Origin of the sequence: Xanthomonas sp. NCPPB 2922 (assembly GCF_041520885.1) — a bacterium.
In the GTDB taxonomy this organism is placed as follows: Bacteria; Pseudomonadota; Gammaproteobacteria; order Xanthomonadales; family Xanthomonadaceae; genus Xanthomonas; species Xanthomonas campestris.
On record NZ_JBGOFY010000001.1, the window covers coordinates 188,125 to 200,334 of the forward strand.

Here is a 12,210-nt window from a genome sequence, read left to right on the forward strand (position 1 = left end):
GCCGAACGTGCGCTAGGCCCGCAACAGATTCACATAAGCCTGGTAACTGAAGCTCTGGCCGCGTGCACGTCCGGTGGTTTCCACCAGCACACCGATGTCCTGCAGCGTGGTCACCGCCGCGCGCGCTGTGGGATAAGAGACCTCGAGCGCCTGCTGCGCGCGATCAACGGTCAGCTTCGGCATGGTCGGCAGGAACTCGAACAGCCGCAGCGCCTGTAGCGTGCTGCTGCCGGTTCCCAGCACGCGCTTGCGATCGGCCGCGATCAACGCCGCAATCGCCACGATGCTGCGCTGGGCCTGTTCGGCAGAGGCTTCCACGCCCTCAAGGAAGAAGGCCACCCATGCTTCCCAATCGCCATGCGTTCGAATGGCCGACAGGTGCCGGTAGTAGTCGTTCTGCCTGGCCTTGAGGTAGCCGGACATGTATAGCAACGGTTCGGGCAGCAACTGCCAGTGCTCCAGCAGCGCGGCAATCAACAACCGCCCGATCCGGCCGTTGCCATCCAGAAACGGATGGATGGTTTCGAACTGCGCATGCACCAGCGCAATGCGGACCAGAGGCGGCAACGTCGGGCGCGTGTCATGGATGAAGCGCTCCAGATCACCGAACACCTCGGCCAGGCGCTCGGCCGGCGGCGGCACGAATGCCGCATTCCCGGGCCGGGTGCCGCCGATCCAGTTTTGACTGGTGCGCATGCTGCCCGGCAGTGCGTGCGCGCCACGGACGCCAGCCAGGAGAATCCTGTGCGCCTCGGCAAGCAGGCGCAGCGAGATGGGCAATCCGGTGGGCGCCTGTAACTGCTCACGGACGAACTTGAACGCCTGCAGGTAGTTGGTGACCTCTTCCACATCGTCTGCGTTGGCCACTGTCAGCCCTGCCTCCTCATCGAAGACGTCGGTCAGGGTGGCCTGGGTTCCCTCCAGTTGTGAGGTCAGCAGCGCCTCCTGCCGGACCGCGCTGTAGATCAGCCACTCGCTCGAGGCCACCAGCCCGGCCATGCCTGTCAGCCGCGCAAGGGCGACCTCGGCAAGGCGATTACGCTCCAGATACGCGGCCGGATCCAGCGCAGGGGCGGCCGGCGGCAGCGGCGCTGGAACAAACGCGCGCACGGTCTCGTCATGGGTGTTGATGACGGTATAGGAGCCGGTGACACGGGTCATTCAAGGATCCTTTCCTAGTAGTGCTGGCTATTAAAGAATGCCTTAATAAGACAGGGCGTTGTGAAACACCTCGTTGCTACGCGACGGAGGGTCAGCCGGAGCGTGCTGCAGGTTTGGCCAGGTACCGCATCGTCGCGGCGATGGCAACTGGGCACACGTGACATCAGCGCCAAACCGGCGAGCCTGTGTCACTGAGCGGATTCAGCAAGCGGGTATCCTGTCGGGCCCCACCGGGCCGCGCCATGCGGCACCGGCGGGCTCCCCCACCTCGAAGACCTGCCGTGCCCGTGCCCCCCAGCGCTCTCGCCCCGCACTACAAGACCCCTTCCGCCCGCCGTGCCGACGTTGTGGTGCACGCCGCCGGGTTGTTCCTGGCCATCGTTGGCGGCGCCTGGATGATCTGGCGCGCGCATGCCAACGGCACGATGGTGCTGGCCACCTGCGTCTACGCGCTGGGGCTGCTGGTGATGTTCGCCTGCTCGGCGGCCTACAACTTCGCCCCGCCGCAGCGCCAGCCGATGCTGCGCAAGTTCGACCACGCCGGCATCTTCGTGATGATCGCCGGCTCCTACACGCCGTTCTTCCTGCTGGCGCTGGATGGCAGCTGGCGTTGGGCCATGATCCTGAGCGTGTGGGGTGTGGCCTTGTTCGGTGTGTTCGCCAAATTATTCCTGCCCGGCATCGCCAAGGGCTTCTGGGTGGCCATCTACCTGCTGCTGGGCTGGGCCGGCATCGTGGTGATCAAGCAGATCGTCGCCGGGTTGGACAGCACCGTGCTGTGGCTCATCGCCGCCGGCGGCGCGTTCTACACCGTGGGCGTGGGCTTCTACGTGCGCAAGTCCATGGTCTACAACCGCGCCATCTGGCACGCCCACGTGCTGGGCGGCGCACTGTCGCACTGGTGCGCCATCTGGCTGTGCCTGCGGCCGATGGGCGAGGTGTAGCGCGCTGTCGATGTCGTCGCGCAGTCGCGTATGCCCCTCGCTCGCCAGCATCGACACGTCATGGATCTATTGATCGCCTGACGACGTCGGCTTCCAATCAGAGCGCGCAGGTACAAGGACAAGGATCAGCACATCGTCGCCGTCGCGTGTGTAGATCAAGAGATATCTGCCGTCCTGGCAGGTGGACAAACGCGTTCACGGCAGTGGCCCAGAGTGATAGATGGCGGCACCATCCAGCGCGTCGCCCTCGGTTTCGATCCGGTCGTCCTGTTCACATGCGGCGGAATACATCTGCGGGTCGGAGATGTCGATCGCGCGCGCCAGTGCTGAGGCGAGCAATGCGGTGCGCGCATCCAGCGCGCTCTGCTTCCAGGCCACGCTCACGCACGCGTGCCCTTTGCAGCCAGTGCTGCCTCAAGCGCCGCACGTTGTTGCGTCTTGAGCGTCTCCATCTGCTGCTCGCCTGCGCGCTGGAGAGTGCGGGGCGGGGGTCGGCCAGGGCATGCTCGGTCTGGGTGAGTAGCGACACCGCATAGCGTGCGTCCAACTCCTTGACCTTCATCGCCTCGGAGCAGTCAGGCCGGCGCTTCGTCTTGCCGCCCTTGGCGTCCCACTGCGCAGCGTCCACATGAAGCACGTCCAATGGCATGCCCATCTCGCGCAAGACCTTCAACGCACTTTCGAAGCTGCCAACTGGCGCGGCGCATTCGCCTTGGTGGCCAGCACACGGGTCTGGTTATGGGTCTGCAACCGCACGGTCCAGGCACCGGCTTCCCCGATGACCGACGCCTGCCTGACCGCACTGGCGTCGACCAGGGCGCATGCGGTCGCCAGCTTGACTAGATTCGTCATGGCGCTATCCAGTTAACGATTAAGAGCAGCTATCAAAACTACTGCGCAGCCGCCAGGGGGGCGCGGCCGGTGCTCGGAATCCTCATGTACCCACGTACACTCCGGTTCCTCCGCGCCGCCCGCACCCACCTGACGGCTGCTCGCTACGTTTTGTTAGCCGCTCTAAATGGCATTCACCTTGCCATTGATCAGGGGCGCCAGCTAACGGCTGTCGGTCAGGCTCGCACCCTCACAGCTTGGTCTTCAGCACCGCCTCGAACGCCGCATCCGGCTCAAGGCTATCGGAAAGCACGATCACCGAATGCAGCGTGCCCCGCGCCTGCACGCTGTATTCGAAGCCCACCTGCTTGCCGTTGCGGCTGAATACCTCGATCTCGCTGTACTCGCCGATCTCGCCCTCGAAGCGTTCCTGCGTGTAGCCGTGCTCCTTGGCGAAGTTCTTGGCGGCCGAGCGCGCGCCTTCCCAGACGGCATCTTCATAGTTGATGGGCTGCAGCAGGCTCACCAATTGCGTGGCGCACGGCGTGGTGCTGGTCATGCCATAGCCATCGACCGTGCCCACCAACGGGATGCTGCTCTGGCTGCGCTTGGGCGTTGCCTTGACGGTGCAGCCAAGCTGCTGCAGCTCGGCCAGGGTGAAGTGATCGGATTCCGGGCGCGGCGGGTCAGCGGTGTGGCTGCCGTTGCAGGAAGTCATCAGGCCAACCAGGGCCACGGGCCAGAGGATGCGGAAGGCAACGGTCAACAACGGCGACGTCCTTGTAAGAGTTGAGAAAACACGTACCAAGTTTGGACCTACGCGTAGGAGCGCACCTGGGCGCGACCTAACGTCAGGCCTGCATGGCCAAAAGCCGGTGCGTACAACAGCAAGCGCACCACAACGCTGCTGCGTGAATACCTGCGTGGCGCTAACACCACCACGCCGCCTCCCAACCAGCACCACGCGTATGCACCCGCGCAGTCAGCACAACAGCATAGCCGGCAGGCGCGCAAAACGCCTGCCGCATCTCATCAGCCCACCACACGTGGTGCCAACAGATCACCCAATCCCACCCGGTGCAGCATCTCCGCACGTAGGCGATCGAGCACGCCGAAGCCAACGTCGGCACCATCGCCGGCCGGGTCGATATGCACGCGGAACGGGCGCTTGCCGAACGGCGCATCCACCACCCGCACGATGGCCTGCGCCACCTCGGCCACGTCTGCATCCTCCGGCACGCGCCGCCAACGGCAGTTGGTAGTGCGTCACGACCATTTCGACGAATGCACTAGGCGATCACACCGGCGAGCTTAGTCACGCAGGAAACCGTTGTCATCCACGCAAGATGGCAAAGAATTTTGCTGTCCCTATGCAGGAGGCCACCTATATTTGTGTTTTGATAAATCGGGCTCCGTTGACGCTACGCTATAAGTATGATTTTATATTTAAGCACCATTGCAAAATAAAAAAATCGACAAAGTTTGCTTACTAACAAGGAGTTGGCAATGCATGCATGGAGAGTAATGGCAATAGTGGCCTTAATAATCTGGTCTCACTCGGCATCAGCGGCGGGGCGATTGAATATTAAGATTGAACAAGCAGTTAAAGCTATTAATAGCGATAAGCCTGTAAGTAACAAGCAAGATGAAACAGGTATACGCGTCATTGCTACTAATCTAGGTGATCAGGACATCGAAGTCGTAGATCAGTGGTTTCCAAAGACCAACAAAAGTGGTCTTTTGATGAACAATGTTTTTCGTGTCTTGGCAGATGATGGAAGTGAAGCTCCCTATTTTGGCATCTATGTCAACATGGACGGTGCGCCAGAAGATGTATATGTCAAAGTGGGTCCAAAGCAGAAAAAGGTGGTGGACGTAAATATTCAATTGAATTATCGTCTCAAGCCAGGGCGGCACTACACTGTTAGCTTAAGAAGTCCCTCTCGTTATTTGAACAGGCCTAAACTGGCTTATAAGAATGCATCCCGAGACTCACTTCGGGCATCGTGGCTTGAAGCGTCATCAAATGAAGTTAGAATTTTTGCTGGCGATCAGCTAAAGACTGAATTAACATCTCCAAAGACGAGTCATCACAAGACAACTGAGGCGGAATTCGCATCTTGCAGCGCAGCTCAGGTCCAGCATGTTGGACAAAATGTTATACCGCAATCAACCGCGATTGCTTACGAAGCTCTTACTGAATACGGCCAGCAGACGAAAGTTCAGACCTTCGATGTTCCGCCATATGTTGACATGTCGTTTGAACCGACCGCGCGATTTACGACTTGGTTCGGCGTTCATGGTGATCCTGATGACTACCTGCCGGACGACCAATATAATGACAGTATGGTATTCGCCACATGGTATCGATTAACCAACGATCCAATGAATCCTAAGCCGCCGGTTTCTATTACTTGCCAATGCGACCCGGTGGAAAATAACATTTCTCCGAATGCTCTAGCTTGGGTCACTCCTGGAACGCTATACCAAGTGAATTTATGCCCCCGTTTTTTTGAATCGCCACAGTTTCCAACGGTTTACGATGAATTTTCTCAAGTGGGAACATTTTTACACGAAATTACGCATTTTTCAGATGAAATCGTAAACGGCACGATTGATGACCCCTCAGGTTACACATACGCCGGAACGAAGGCGCTGGCTGGTAATCGCACTCGCGCAGTACGAAATGCTCAATCTTACAAATTCTATTATTTAAATTTAAATTTTAATTGAGTTCACTCCTAGCGTAAGGTTGATGCGTTTCGCGGCTACCGTGCGAAGAAGGCATTAGGAAACACGCAAGGCATAGCGAGGAAGGTTTAATTCCTCTACCCAAAGCTCTTAACTAGAGTGGGAGTTGTCGGGGTGCTTATCCACCCCGACACCGCTGCCACCCACCCGCAGCAGCAGACACCTGCTCCCACCCGTTGCGCAGCCGCTTCATCGCTTGCCCGGCCACACACGCATAACCCAGTTGTTTGGCTTCGGCGGTGCCCAGGCCAGGTAGTGCGATGATGGAATCCGACGGCGCGGGGCGCCCTTGGCGTTGTGCTTCGTTGCGCAGTGTCATGTTTTCGATGCCCTGGCAGTAACGCACCATGCCCGGATGCGGGTGCGTGCGGTACTGCTCGCAATTGAACGGCGTGGTGTCACGCGCCAGGTAGTTATGCGGCTGCCGCACCGGCGGGATGTACGTCTGCGTGGCCTTGCCCGTGGCCGAGCGCATGCTTTGTGCTGCTGCGCCATATGCGCACGCAAGCAGGCACAGCGCGGCCAACGTCAGCGCGCCGCGGCGCGCGGTGGTGATCCTGTCCATGATGTTCCCCCTGTACGCACGGATCCTAGCCCACGTGCCACGCGCGCGGGTGGTTCAGCCCGCTTGAATGGTCGTGCGTACCGCGGTGCTCACCTCACTCAGATGCGGTGGATCGCTGTAGATCACCTTGAGTAGAGGGCGTACTGAGCTAAGTAACACGCTGACGCGCCCCTCGGGATTAAAGCGAGTGCACCTGTCCACGCTGCTGTTCCTGCGACCGCTGCTGATCCAACGCCTGCTCTTGCATACGTTCTTGCGCCAGCCGTTGGTTCACCGTCTCAAGCTGCGTAAAGCTTTCCTGCACGGGTCGCTGTGCAGCCTCCGCTGTCGGCATGTGTGCGCGTAGCTTTGCGGGATCTTGCGGGTCACCCTGCACCACAAATACGTTCTGTGCGGCGGTCAGTTCTCTTGTCTTGTCACTGAGCAGCACGTGGTCCACACGGGTCAAGCCATTGTCCTTGGCCAACGTCAGGAGACTGGCGGTCATACGCTCGCTGGTCGCATCGAACGTGCGGCCGCTGGCTATATCCAGCTGCTCCACCTTGCCTCGGATCTGCTGATGCATTGCGTGGTCCGGGTGGCCTGCATCTGCAGGCGTTAATAGCTGGCTTGATGGGGCAGGAGTTGCCATGGCTTGCGGGTCAATGTCACGCGCGCCCGTGTTCTTCAGCTGGACCATCCCGTAGCCGTCTTTGCCGAGGTCTACGATGTTGAACGTTTTTGCAGAACCCAGGTCCAGCCCATTGCGCTCCAGTTGCTCTGGCTCCAGCCCCAAAGATTTGAGGTCGATGCGCACCTCCGGAGGCTGGCGATCATGGGCTAGATGATCGTAGTTTCTCGCAATATGGCTGATCGGGCCTACGCCGTAATAGTTGCGGTAGTCGGAGTCACTGTGCGGCCCAAGCGTGCCTCTGCTGTCGTAGAAGCATTGCTCTACAGCACGCGTCAGCGGCTTTCCACGCCCTTGCTCGTGTGTGGTCAGCGCCTCATAGCTAAGGCCCCGGGCAAACGCTGGGGGTGTCACATGCTTGTCAACGCAGCGGGTGACAGAGCGGTCCAACAGCATGCCTTCGGCATCCTCTGCAGATACGCCAGGGTTTTCATGCTTGATACGGCTGTTGAGTGCACGCAAGGCCGAGATCTCTGCTAATGCTTCGTCCTGCCGTGTCTTGTCCAGATATGCACGGGTCGGCTCTGTCAGATCTACCTGACTTTCGCGCTGAGAGTGCGCGTCCTGCATCTTCTCGCCCATGGTCCTGCCGAACTCCGCCAACGCACTGGCTCGATGTTCTGCCAAAACACCATGCATCGTCTCGTGGCCCAGTACTTCTGTCAGGTGATCGATGCGTGCGCGGCCCTGCCAATCCTGAAAGAGCGACCCACTGATGTTGAGCGTGCCTGCCTTTCCATCCTTGCCATCCTGAAAGTGACCAGCATTGTTTTGGTCATGGGAGACAGCGATAGCACCAATCTGCCCTTTCTCGATGGCGTTCCCCAACAGGTTGGACAGATATGGCGATTCGGAGATGGCCTGCCGGATGGAAGCTTCAGCCTCTTTGGGAAGGCTGGGGTCTTTCCTCATCTGCAAGAGCAGGGGCTCAATTCTTGGATCAACTGGCGTCACTCATCACCTCCATCGATCTGTGCGCCATACACGCACTCGCGTTTTGCGCCGCCGTCGTTGGTTTCGTAAATCATCAAGGCCACCGAGAAACCTTGCGCTCCGTTCTGGACAGGGCGCCAATGCTGCCGAAGCATACCGCCCTGGAATGGGCGCTGCCCGCCACGCGTGTAGCCCATAGCCTCGAGTTTCTTGGAAAATTCAGCTGCGTTCCACACGCATTGTGCATTCAGCGACAGCGTGGGATCTTGCTGATCGGGTAGGCCAATTAGCAGGTTGATAAAGGAATAGCCCTTCTTCTGCGGGCTGTGCGAGACATACAGCGTATAGCCGTGCGCGAGCGGACGGCTTTTCAACACACGCCGAGACACCGCCAGATCCTTTGGCGTCTCGAATCGGATGCCCAGGATCTCTTCCACCCGCCTGTAACTCATGTCGCTTGGCTGTTTTAGCGACGCCGCAAATCTCAACAGATTGGTCTCAATGTCCTGGATGCTGAGGGATGCGTTCTGACTCAGCCCGGCCGGCTCAGAATCTACGGCAGGTAGCGGCGATGTAGTAGCGGACAGGGCGCTGGCGTTCTCAGACGGCCGGGCGCACGCGCTCGGCAGCATCGAGATGAGCACCAAGAAAAGAAACAGCGTAAGTAAGCGAAAGCGTGTCATTGATGTCGTATGAGCCAGCGCGGCGCGGTGATACGAAGCAAGGTACTCGCCCTGGCTCCAACCGGCCAGTCCGCCGGCCAGGCAGCTCACGCACGAACCAGACACACGCCACTACCGCGCATCACCCAAATCCTCCAGCACATCCTCCACCTGCTCGGCCAGATGCTGTAGACAGTGCGCCCACTGTTGCAGGGGAATGGCGGGCACGCCCATGGCGCCTTCGTCGCGTGTGCGTGGGCTGGCTAGGGTGGCGAGCAGGCGCAGTTGGTCGCGCACGCGTAGTAGGTGGTATTGCGTGCCTTCGGGCATCCAGTAACCGGGTTCGTCGCGCATGCCGCTCTCCTTGCCATCAGGCAGCTCCCGCTGCACAACGCAGCGGGATGCCGGGAGGCTAGAAACCGCAGACAGCCGGCGGGCTTATTCCCCTTGCGGGTGTTGTATTCGCCGCCCTCCCGGCGCAAGAACGCCGAGCAGTGCCAGGCCAGATGGCCGAGCACAAAAAACCCACCAAATTCTCGGAGGTGGGTGCCGCTGTCTGTGTAGAGTTTCTAGGCTCCGTGTCGGAGTGTGCTGCTAGGGCTTCTCAGGGTCAAGCCAGATGCAGCTCGCGCGCGATTGCCCGAGGATGGCTTGTGCTATGTACGACGGCCCGCATGAAAAAGAAGGCAAAGGACGTACCCTGCCGCCGCAACGCTGGCGTGGTCGCCATGCAGGCACGCCGCAACTGCACCGCTTATCGGACCGGCGCCGTCTGGCTTGGCTCGCCCATGCTCCGCGACACCTCGTGCTGCTGGGTGAGCATGCGTTCCTGCACCAGCGCCTGATTGGTGGCCAGCAGTTGCTGGTCGGACTGTTCGACCGGTGTCTTGATGGCCTGCTCCACGTCCACATGCACACGCTTGTGGGCAGGGTCATCCAGGCGGCCCTCCACGGCGGGCATGGCCAGCTTCTGGCCGACGGCCACCTCGCCGTTTGCCGCGCCGATGAACCAGATCCCCAAGGCAGTGTGTTCGGCACAGGGCCCGGCAGTGCTGAAGGTGGCCCGCGCATCACTCGCCGCTGCGCGCGCGCAACTGAGTACCCTGCCGGGCGCGCAGCTGCAGGCCGGCGCGGACAGCTGGGCCAACGCCACGGTCGCCAGCGGCCCGTTGGCCGATGCAATCGCCAGGCTCAAGCCCCAGGACGGCAAACCGATCATTGCCCACGGCGGCGCTGCCTTCGCGCGCAGCCTCATCGCGCACAACCTGGCAGACGAATATGTGCTGGGCGTTTACCCGATCCTGCTGGGCAAGGGCGTGCCGATCTTCAACGACCTGCCGGCCCCCAGGCCGCTCACGCTGGTGAGCACCCACACCTTCCCCAGCGGCTTCATGGCGCAAACGTATCGGCCCGCGTAGGAATGCCTGGCGCCGCTCGTTGTCAGTAGCGCGGTGGCTGCTGGACACAAGACATCTGCGTCGCGCATAGCAGGGCCTGCCTTCCCGACATCATCCACGCGCTGTCTTGCATGCAGGAAGGTGATCATGCCGACGCGGCATTGATACGTGTGAGCGGGGCGTTGTGTACGGAACGCACGCGCAGAGCCTTAAACGCCAAACGCCCCGGACAAGCCGGGGCGTTTGGCGTTTGACTCATTGGCGTAGTGCGCGTGGACATTCAACGGCGATGGCCCTCAACGCATTCCGCCTTCCATCGACTGTGCACTACCCGCAGGCTGCAGCACTGCGCACCAACTCAACCTGGCACACGCACCACCGACAGCATCTGCAACAGCAGCGCTGAAGCGAAGGAGTTACTTGGTGGACTTGGTCGCGTCGCGCACGTCGTCGGCGAGTTCGCCGGCCTTGCGCTGCACCTTGCCGATATTCTTTTCGGCGGCGCCTTCCAGTTCGGTGCTCTTGTCGCCGGTGACACGGCCGATGGCTTCCTTCACCGAGCCCTTGACCTGCTTGGCGGCGCCTTCGATACGGTTCTTATCCATGGGACGTTTCTCGTAGTTTGGGGAACCGGTCCAGTTTGTCTGGGCCGGTGTGAGCATGGTGTGCGTCTGTTGCGGCGCTGCCCACGTGCGAATGCACTAGCTGGGCTGGTGCATTCGCGTCATCTACCCCGCGCTCACGGCTTGCGTGCAGATTTCTTTGCCGGGCGGCGGGCAAAGCCGCGCTCACGCGCCCAGACAATGGCTTCGCCGCGGCTATGCACATCGATCTTGGAATACAGCGCGGCCACATGGTTGCGCACCGTGTTGGGCGACACACCCAGTTGCTGGGCGATCTCCTTGTCGGCCAGACCTTCGGCGAGCAGGCCCAACACATCGCGCTCGCGGCCCGTGAGGTCGGCCACGCCACAGCCGTGCGCCTGGCTGGGGCGGTTGGCGCGGCGCACGTTGGCGAGTTTTTCCAGCAAGGTCTGGCTGAACCACGAGGCGTCCTGCATCACCGCTTCAATGGCGGTGACCAGTTCCATCTCGGTGCGTTTGCGGTCGGTGATGTCCATCAGCGACACCAGATAGCACTGCACGCCGTGGATGCTCACCGTCTCGGCCGACACCAGGCAATCCAGGGGTTCGCCGTCCTTGCGCGCAATGGCATATTCGACATTGAGCATGCTGCCGCTTTCGGCCAGTGCATGGCAGAACTGCTGGTACGCCTGGCGCGTGGCAAGCAGGCCGATTTCATCGATGGATTTGCCCATGATGTCTTCGCTGGCGTACTGCGTGGTTTGCGAGACGGCATCGTTGATCTCCACGATCTGCAGACTCTCTGCGTTGCAGATCAAGGTAGGCACTGGCGTGATGCGAAATGCCTTGGCAAAGCGCTCCTCGCTCTGGCGCAGCGCCGCCTCGGCGCGGCGACGCGGTTCCAGGTCCATGAAGGTAAACAGCATGCAGGCCTCTTCGCCGATCTCGATCGGCTGGCCGGCCACCACCACCATCTTGGTGCTGCCATCGGGCAGGCTGAGTTCTGCCTGCATCTGCGGAATGGTGGCGCCTTCGTTGAGCCGTTCCAGTGCCAGCTCGCGGCGCTCGGCCAGCTCCAGCACATCCACCTCGAACACGCTCTTGCCCACCACTGCCTCGCGCGTGTAGCCGGTCATTTCCACAAAGCCCTGGTTGACCTTGATGTAGCGCTGATCGGCGAGCCGGCAGATCACCGCCGGTGCCGGGTTGGCATTGAAGGTGCGTTCGAACCGCTGCTCGGCGCTGGCCCAGTCGCTGGCGTCGGCGACGATGAGCACCAGGCAGTCGGGCGCGCCCTGCGCGTCGGTGAGCACCAGGCTGCGCACGCGGTGCACCCATTGCGCGTCGGTGTCGGCGCGGACTACTTCCACCACCACGTCGTTGAACACTTCACCGGCGATGACGCGGTCGATGGGGTAGTTGCCGGCGTTGAGGCGGTGGTTGTTGCGGTACCGCAGCTGGAAGCGCGCGCGGTAGTCGCTCACCGTTGCGCCGAGTTCGGCCAACTCGCTGGCGCCATGCATGGCCAGCGCGGCCTCGTTGGCCCAGGTGATGGTCTGGTCGGGCTCCACCAGGATCACACCTTCGCTCAGGCCGGTGATGATCTGCTGCAACTGGCGGCGATTGGTGGACTGTGGCGGCGGCGCGAGCGGCGCTGTGGGTTCACACGCGGACGACATGCACTAACTCCTGAGGACGGCGGCAGGCCACAC

General features: G+C 61.0%; 14 protein-coding genes, 1 other RNA gene and 1 pseudogene. 4 read left to right on the forward strand and 12 right to left on the reverse strand.

Going from position 1 to position 12,210, the window contains the following annotated elements; translation table 11 throughout:
- Positions 1–12: 12 nt before the first annotated feature.
- Complete coding sequence (locus tag ACD584_RS00765; RefSeq protein ID WP_070689179.1) at positions 13–1,161, reverse strand: Fic family protein; 1,149 nt, start codon at positions 1,159–1,161, stop codon at positions 13–15.
- A 281-nt stretch (positions 1,162–1,442) separates the two neighbouring features.
- Here ACD584_RS00765 and ACD584_RS00770 point away from each other — a divergent pair, with 281 nt between their 5' ends.
- Complete coding sequence (locus ACD584_RS00770; protein WP_042595485.1) at positions 1,443–2,105, forward strand: hemolysin III family protein; 663 nt, start codon at positions 1,443–1,445, stop codon at positions 2,103–2,105.
- Positions 2,106–2,300: 195 nt separating this feature from the next.
- Here the strand turns inward: ACD584_RS00770 and ACD584_RS00775 are convergent, their stop codons facing one another.
- Both ACD584_RS00775 and ACD584_RS00780 read right to left on the reverse strand, forming a co-directional pair.
- Complete coding sequence (locus ACD584_RS00775) at positions 2,301–2,489, reverse strand: hypothetical protein (protein ID WP_228437953.1); 189 nt, start codon at positions 2,487–2,489, stop codon at positions 2,301–2,303.
- 285 nt (positions 2,490–2,774) lie between these two features.
- Positions 2,775–2,957, reverse strand: a complete 183-nt coding sequence (locus tag ACD584_RS00780) for a hypothetical protein (RefSeq protein ID WP_228437952.1) — start codon at positions 2,955–2,957, stop codon at positions 2,775–2,777.
- Positions 2,958–3,041: 84 nt separating this feature from the next.
- Here ACD584_RS00780 and ACD584_RS00785 point away from each other — a divergent pair.
- A non-coding RNA gene (locus tag ACD584_RS00785) (sX9 sRNA) lies at positions 3,042–3,116 on the forward strand.
- Positions 3,117–3,186: 70 nt separating this feature from the next.
- On the opposite strand, the gene ACD584_RS00790 is transcribed toward ACD584_RS00785, so the two are convergent.
- Together ACD584_RS00790 and ACD584_RS00795 are read right to left on the reverse strand one after the other, a co-directional pair.
- Positions 3,187–3,654 (reverse strand): hypothetical protein, encoded by a 468-nt coding sequence (locus tag ACD584_RS00790; RefSeq protein ID WP_175611762.1) that lies wholly within the window; start codon positions 3,652–3,654, stop codon positions 3,187–3,189.
- A 314-nt stretch (positions 3,655–3,968) separates the two neighbouring features.
- Positions 3,969–4,181 (reverse strand): annotated as a pseudogene (locus ACD584_RS00795) (oxidoreductase); the annotation flags it as partial.
- Positions 4,182–4,460: 279 nt separating this feature from the next.
- Here ACD584_RS00795 and ACD584_RS00800 point away from each other — a divergent pair.
- On the forward strand, positions 4,461–5,669 hold the full coding sequence (locus ACD584_RS00800) for a M35 family metallo-endopeptidase (protein ID WP_175611761.1): 1,209 nt from the start codon (positions 4,461–4,463) through the stop codon (positions 5,667–5,669).
- 136 nt (positions 5,670–5,805) lie between these two features.
- Here the strand turns inward: ACD584_RS00800 and ACD584_RS00805 are convergent, their stop codons facing one another.
- The 5 genes from ACD584_RS00805 to ACD584_RS00825 all read right to left on the reverse strand — a co-directional run bounded on the left by ACD584_RS00805 (position 5,806) and on the right by ACD584_RS00825 (position 9,478).
- Positions 5,806–6,252, reverse strand: coding sequence for a hypothetical protein (locus tag ACD584_RS00805; protein WP_175611760.1), 447 nt, complete (start codon positions 6,250–6,252; stop codon positions 5,806–5,808).
- 178 nt (positions 6,253–6,430) lie between these two features.
- Positions 6,431–7,876 carry an XVIPCD domain-containing protein gene (locus ACD584_RS00810; protein WP_228437951.1) on the reverse strand — a complete coding sequence of 482 codons (1,446 nt, stop codon included), beginning with the start codon at positions 7,874–7,876 and terminating at the stop codon, positions 6,431–6,433.
- Complete coding sequence (locus ACD584_RS00815) at positions 7,873–8,628, reverse strand: hypothetical protein (protein ID WP_228437950.1); 756 nt, start codon at positions 8,626–8,628, stop codon at positions 7,873–7,875. Before ACD584_RS00815 ends, ACD584_RS00810 begins: the two co-directional genes overlap by 4 nt.
- 21 nt (positions 8,629–8,649) lie before the next feature.
- Positions 8,650–8,871 (reverse strand): XAC0095 family protein, encoded by a 222-nt coding sequence (locus tag ACD584_RS00820; protein WP_175611759.1) that lies wholly within the window; start codon positions 8,869–8,871, stop codon positions 8,650–8,652.
- 400 nt (positions 8,872–9,271) lie between these two features.
- A complete protein-coding gene (locus tag ACD584_RS00825; protein ID WP_076037973.1) occupies positions 9,272–9,478 on the reverse strand; it encodes an XVIPCD domain-containing protein in 207 nt (68 codons plus the stop codon).
- Between ACD584_RS00825 and ACD584_RS00830 the strand changes: the two genes are divergently transcribed.
- Positions 9,477–9,935: a dihydrofolate reductase family protein gene (locus ACD584_RS00830; RefSeq protein WP_228437949.1), complete on the forward strand. Its 459-nt coding sequence runs from the start codon at positions 9,477–9,479 to the stop codon at positions 9,933–9,935. The two genes, ACD584_RS00825 and ACD584_RS00830, sit on opposite strands and share 2 nt — an antisense overlap.
- 395 nt (positions 9,936–10,330) lie before the next feature.
- Here ACD584_RS00830 and ACD584_RS00835 read toward each other — a convergent pair whose 3' ends face one another.
- Both ACD584_RS00835 and ACD584_RS00840 read right to left on the reverse strand, forming a co-directional pair.
- Positions 10,331–10,519 carry a CsbD family protein gene (locus ACD584_RS00835; RefSeq protein WP_057670974.1) on the reverse strand — a complete coding sequence of 63 codons (189 nt, stop codon included), beginning with the start codon at positions 10,517–10,519 and terminating at the stop codon, positions 10,331–10,333.
- A gap of 134 nt (positions 10,520–10,653) precedes the next feature.
- Positions 10,654–12,177 carry a helix-turn-helix transcriptional regulator gene (locus ACD584_RS00840; RefSeq protein WP_076037547.1) on the reverse strand — a complete coding sequence of 508 codons (1,524 nt, stop codon included), beginning with the start codon at positions 12,175–12,177 and terminating at the stop codon, positions 10,654–10,656.
- Positions 12,178–12,210 lie beyond the last annotated feature (33 nt).

What these genes read in the sequence shown, in the direction of transcription:
- ACD584_RS00820 (WP_175611759.1), bottom strand. Translation starts at nt 8,871, where the DNA reads ATGCGCGACGAACCCGGTTACTGGATGCCCGAAGGCACGCAATACCAC.
- ACD584_RS00790 (WP_175611762.1), bottom strand. Translation starts at nt 3,654, where the DNA reads ATGACTTCCTGCAACGGCAGCCACACCGCTGACCCGCCGCGCCCGGAA.
- ACD584_RS00765 (WP_070689179.1), bottom strand. Translation starts at nt 1,161, where the DNA reads ATGACCCGTGTCACCGGCTCCTATACCGTCATCAACACCCATGACGAG.
- ACD584_RS00835 (WP_057670974.1), bottom strand. Translation starts at nt 10,519, where the DNA reads ATGGATAAGAACCGTATCGAAGGCGCCGCCAAGCAGGTCAAGGGCTCG.
- ACD584_RS00830 (WP_228437949.1), top strand. Translation starts at nt 9,477, where the DNA reads ATGGCCAGCTTCTGGCCGACGGCCACCTCGCCGTTTGCCGCGCCGATG.
- ACD584_RS00840 (WP_076037547.1), bottom strand. Translation starts at nt 12,177, where the DNA reads ATGTCGTCCGCGTGTGAACCCACAGCGCCGCTCGCGCCGCCGCCACAG.
- ACD584_RS00825 (WP_076037973.1), bottom strand. Translation starts at nt 9,478, where the DNA reads ATGCCCGCCGTGGAGGGCCGCCTGGATGACCCTGCCCACAAGCGTGTG.
- ACD584_RS00780 (WP_228437952.1), bottom strand. Translation starts at nt 2,957, where the DNA reads ATGACGAATCTAGTCAAGCTGGCGACCGCATGCGCCCTGGTCGACGCC.
- ACD584_RS00800 (WP_175611761.1), top strand. Translation starts at nt 4,461, where the DNA reads ATGGCAATAGTGGCCTTAATAATCTGGTCTCACTCGGCATCAGCGGCG.
- ACD584_RS00805 (WP_175611760.1), bottom strand. Translation starts at nt 6,252, where the DNA reads ATGGACAGGATCACCACCGCGCGCCGCGGCGCGCTGACGTTGGCCGCG.